The sequence below is a fragment of the Nitrobacter vulgaris genome, from assembly GCF_031453995.1.
Taxonomy (GTDB): Bacteria; Pseudomonadota; Alphaproteobacteria; order Rhizobiales; family Xanthobacteraceae; genus Nitrobacter; species Nitrobacter vulgaris.
This window is the reverse complement of the sequence record NZ_JAVDPZ010000076.1, coordinates 1-4,532: the sequence shown is the minus strand read 5'-3', so window position 1 is coordinate 4,532 and position 4,532 is coordinate 1. Positions and strand designations below refer to the sequence as shown.

Annotated in this window: 5 protein-coding genes; 3 read left to right on the top strand and 2 right to left on the bottom strand. The window is 57.9% G+C overall.

The annotated features are described in order from the left end of the window. Nucleotides 1-468: 468 nt before the first annotated feature. Nucleotides 469-1,056, bottom strand: a complete 588-nt coding sequence (locus GGQ85_RS20555) for a hypothetical protein (RefSeq protein WP_309776061.1) — start codon at nt 1,054-1,056, stop codon at nt 469-471. A 645-nt stretch (nt 1,057-1,701) separates the two neighbouring features. Then, complete coding sequence (locus GGQ85_RS20550) at nt 1,702-1,944, bottom strand: PilZ domain-containing protein (protein ID WP_309776062.1); 243 nt, start codon at nt 1,942-1,944, stop codon at nt 1,702-1,704. Between the two features lie 241 nt (nt 1,945-2,185). Between GGQ85_RS20550 and GGQ85_RS20545 the strand changes: the two genes are divergently transcribed. From GGQ85_RS20545 to GGQ85_RS20535, 3 genes are all read left to right on the top strand, one after another. Further along, a complete protein-coding gene (locus tag GGQ85_RS20545; RefSeq protein WP_309776060.1) occupies nt 2,186-2,560 on the top strand; it encodes a hypothetical protein in 375 nt (124 codons plus the stop codon). Between the two features lie 157 nt (nt 2,561-2,717). Next, on the top strand, nt 2,718-3,188 hold the full coding sequence (locus GGQ85_RS20540) for a CAP domain-containing protein (RefSeq protein ID WP_309776059.1): 471 nt from the start codon (nt 2,718-2,720) through the stop codon (nt 3,186-3,188). Nucleotides 3,189-3,452: 264 nt separating this feature from the next. Beyond that, nucleotides 3,453-4,244 (top strand): OBAP family protein, encoded by a 792-nt coding sequence (locus GGQ85_RS20535; RefSeq protein ID WP_309776058.1) that lies wholly within the window; start codon nt 3,453-3,455, stop codon nt 4,242-4,244. Nucleotides 4,245-4,532: the final 288 nt, after the last annotated feature.

Here is a 4,532-nt window from a genome sequence, read left to right as displayed (position 1 = left end):
GTGATGAAAATTCCGGTTCGCATGCGCCAGACTCGCATGCATCCAGTCAGATGGGAATCCCATCCCGGATTCAAATGTCAGACGCGATCCACTAGTTAAAGTTTTCGACTTGAACCAGTTGCTTCGATAGTGGCATTTGCGTGACGTCCGCATCGCTCTCCCAAGGACCCCGATTGCCCCGTCACCGGGGAAGCAGCCTTTGCCATCAGGCACCGCATCGAGAGCGTTCGGCAAAGTCCCGTCGAGCACCTGGCGGTGTCGAGGTCAGGCTCTGGGCTCTTGGCTTTTATCAGTTCGGTACCGCTCTTCGCACAGCACCTCCAACGCCTTGCGGGCGTGCTCGGCTGTTTTCTTATTGCCAGCTCTTTCGATCATTTCGATCGCCCAAAGCAGATACTGCTTAGCGATCTCGGCATCGACGTCGCACTGAGTCGTGACGCTTTGTCGTCGCGTTTCTGCACGCTTCCTTTAGCGCTCTGCCGCGTTCCTGTCGGCCTTCCATCCCGAGAACGCCTTGAAGGCTTCCGCCCGGTCGTGATCGCTTGGCTTGCTGTCGGGGTGCAGGGCCTTTGATATCATTGAGACTGTCTTAAAGCTCATCACGCCCTGTTTCTGGCTCTGCTGCTTGTCGAAGTGCGTACGCATGGCAGCGATCTCTTTGCGAAGTTCGTTGTTCGCCTTTTGAAGCTGAGCAATGCGAGGATCATTGGCAACTCTCTCCCTTGCCGCCTCCGTCACCTTGGATGCCGCGTCACGGCGAGTGTGCTCTGCCTGCAGCCGTTCGATATCCCGGCGCAAGTCGGCGATCTGTTCGGGCTCAGCCTTGCGGGAAGCAGCCAACAGTTTCCGCAACTCGTCGTTTTCGATTTTCACCCTGAGCAACGCGGCGGTAGCCGGTGGCGCGGCCTTGGTCGCCGCTGCCAGTTGCGCGCGTAGCCGCTCGATCTCGTGCTGCGCCTTGATCAGTTCCCGAGACGATCCGTCGGCCTCCGCTGTCGTTGGACCACGCTCTTGCCGTAGCCCTCGCCATTGGCGCTCGCGTTCCGCGCCGGTCATTGCTCTGTCGCCTATCGGATGTCGTGGCAAACGGTGCTCCTGTCTCGTCTCGCGGCAATATGAGACCGAATGAAGCTAAGGGGCAAGGTTTCGTTCCGCGCCAGTATGAGGCAGACTGGTAAGGTGACGGTGGCTAGGTATGGGTGGCGCGGATGTGCCGCTGGTCGGGAATTTTACGGCCCCCAGAAAATCCAGTTCCCTGCATTCATATGGGAATTCCGCATCGGACCGCTGACAAGGAAAGAGGTTTCGCACAATAGGCTAGCAAACGGACTAAGCGCCCTTTGTCACGGACAACGCGGCCTCTTGCTGTTTGTGTCCACGATTTCGTGGATTTGGCGCGCTCTCTTGTCCTGGATAGGGCTCGCGCAAGCATTCAAGTCGTTCCGCACGATCTTGATCGACCTTCATCTCCAGTTGTCCTCATGCTGTTCGGAGATGTAGATGTCCCGAGGTTGGACTTGGCCTTTCGCTCGCGGCTCGCCATCGTGCCCCAGTCTTTGACATTTTCTTTAATAAATTTCGCACAGCGCGTCGATGCCGGCTGATTTGGCGAAACCGACATCTCATTGGCGTTGCCTTCGAAAGCTGACGTTCGCCGGGCAGCTTCCCTGGTTCCAAGAGGGATCATTTCGAAGATGCAGGCTAACCGAACCTGATTCCTATCCGCCCAGCTTTGCGCCAGGCTACACGACACGGAAGCCGCAGCCGGTCGTTCGGTATGATCAGGATGAACTCGTCTGGAATTCCTACCGGGCTTTGCACATCGAGCGCTGCGCCAAACTGGGATAAATTTCGCACGGTGCAATCGATTGCGCCGCCAGCGCCGATTTGAATGCTGCCGGCCTTCAGGATCCGCTGGCGCTTTGTGCTGCGACGTTCGTCTATAGCCCGCTCGAACAATCAGAATGGATCACAAACTTCCCGCTGGCGAGGCGGCTCTGGATCGCGCGAGGGGTTGTCGAGGCGGGTAGGCTCGACGGGCCTGGCAGGTTCAGTCCGGCGTCTCGACTGCACCGAGAAACCACCCCTTATTGGTGCATAAACACGCTCTATAGCAATGTAGGCGCTATTTCCCCATTGAGCTAAAGTCGAATCGGCTAGTCTTATCCCCATTGTGGAGGGCCTCATGGATACTGAGAAAAAGCCAGATGAAGAGGACGACGAACCCAAACAGGGTATTGGCAACGCCATCGGCAACCTGATTGCAAGCAGTACCACCCTGCTGGCGCATTCAGCCGAGGCGGTTGTGGACCGATTTAAGAAAGAGAAGAGGGCTCCAGTGAAAGCAGTCTCGAAGGCTAGGAAGAAATCGAAGAAGTCGGCCATTCCCAAGAAGAAAGCAAAAGCTTCCAAAAAAGCCACACCGAAGAAAAGTGCCGGTAGAAAAGCCGCCAAGAAGGTAACCAAAAAGTCCACTAAGAAATCTGCTCCAAAAAAGAGCGCGAAAAAGACCGCAAAGAAGGTCGCCAAGAAATCGAAGTCAAGGAAATCCAAACGCTGACCTGGGGACGCAGTCGAAGTGTGCATGATCTCGAACACCCTAACTCCAGGAGCGGATTCGTCGAACCTCCGCACCGAGAAGCTATGGTGGTGAGCCCATGTCCTTCGGGAGAATGAAAGAGCGAGGTGTTGGCAGAGCTGCCGCAGTCTTTTTGCTAATGACTTCACCGGCACTAGCCGGCGAGTCGCCTGCAGAACTGATCTCCAACTTCCGGCTCATGCATGGCGAAGTTGCCGTCGTGCGTGATGAAACTCTTGACCGCATTGCCATGGAGCAAGCGCGAGCAATGGCGGCAAAGAACGAACTGAGTCATGAGACGCTGGGTTCGTTTACCAGCCGGGTCGCACCGGCGCGAGCGGGGCGTGCCGCCGAGAACATTGCCTATGGCCACGATGGTTTCAAGCAAACGCTTAGCCAGTGGATCGGCTCTTCCGGCCACCGCAAGAACCTGCTGTTGCACAATGCGTCCCGCGTGGGGATTGCGAGTGCCAAGGACGCGAGCGGCAAGCGAACTTACTGGACCCTTGTGATCGCCGGTGATTACGAAGCGAGACCGCCCGGTAAGAAGCGAAAGGAGCATTCTATTGCTAGGAAACGTGATGCGACTCGCGCGCCGAGTACACATTAGCTGAACCCCCGCGCTGAACGATCAGGCAATGGGTCGTGCTTGACCTCGTGAAATACTCGAACGGAGATTTAAAATCGGGATAAATTAGTGCGCCGCGATTAGGGCGTCGATATCCTCCTCGTTAAGCGGTGCAGTAGTACTGCCACGAGCACTTCGGCTCAGTGTGGATTAGGACCGACTGAGACCGGCTCCCCCAAGCCAAGGGGAACAATCACGTTCGCGGATGATTGTCGGCTCGGCAAGTCAACCGCACGGATCATCGCCATGGCTTTCAGATATCCCTCGTTCAATCGCCGCGGGTTTGTCGGGCTCGCCGGATCGGCGGCGGCTTTCCTCTCATGCGCCTGCGGCCGCGCCCACGCGCAGCAGTCGGAGAAAGGCGGCGCCATTCCCGGCGGGGAGAAATCCGCCAAGAGCACGATGCTCGGCGCGGGGGCGGACCTTCTTCAGAGCCGCGGCCCCGTCAGCGCGATCAACATGTATCTCAACGGCTTTCACTTCTACGCCGACGACATGGGTCGGCAGATCGAAGCGCACCACTATTGCAGCCACGTGACCGAGGAATTCTACCAGTGCGTCATCTATGACGGGAACGAGCCCCACTCCCGGCTAATAGGCATCGAGTACATCGTCTCGGAGCGCATCTTCAAGACGCTGCCTGAGGAGGAGAAGGCGCTGTGGCACAGCCACCGCCACGAGGCGCTCGCAGGCGAGCTGCTGATGCCGGGAATACCGGCGACGGTGCAGCACATCGCCATGGCTACGCTCGTGTCCACCTACGGGAAGACGTGGCACACTTGGCAGGTAGACAAGGACTCCGCGCTTCCTACCGGCATTCCGCAACTGATGATGGGCTTCACGGCAGACGGCCAGCTCAAGCCCGAGATGATCAAGAGCCGGGACAAGGAGCTGGGCACCTACACCTCGCAAGCGAAAAAGTCCCGCGAGGATTTGGCGAGCTCCGCGCCGCAGCCCGACGCGGCGGCAGACGCATGGAAGAGCGGCACGACACCGCAGCTCGTCCTGACTAAGACGCCGATTATAAACAAGCGGTAGCCGATTGTCGGAGGTCCACCTCGCCGAGATCCAAACCGCCGAGGGCCGATCGCGCCTTTTCGTCGGAATCGACAGAGCATCCAATTTTATCTTTGGAAGGCTCAACGGTCCTCGCCGCGGCTTGCCTCTCGGCACAGGGATAGGATCGATTGAGCAGGAACTTTGACTACCGCGTCAAGTTTCTGCTGTAGGCAACTAAGGGGAAAACCTTGTTCGCAGCCGCGGCCGAGCAGGCGATCGTCGATCCTAAGGATGCAGCGGAGTCGGCCGGGCTGAGATATGTCTCAG

Coding starts and splice junctions, on each gene's coding strand:
- GGQ85_RS20555 (WP_309776061.1), bottom strand. CDS start 1,056: ATGACCGGCGCGGAACGCGAGCGCCAATGGCGAGGGCTACGGCAAGAG.
- GGQ85_RS20535 (WP_309776058.1), top strand. CDS start 3,453: ATGGCTTTCAGATATCCCTCGTTCAATCGCCGCGGGTTTGTCGGGCTC.
- GGQ85_RS20545 (WP_309776060.1), top strand. CDS start 2,186: ATGGATACTGAGAAAAAGCCAGATGAAGAGGACGACGAACCCAAACAG.
- GGQ85_RS20540 (WP_309776059.1), top strand. CDS start 2,718: ATGACTTCACCGGCACTAGCCGGCGAGTCGCCTGCAGAACTGATCTCC.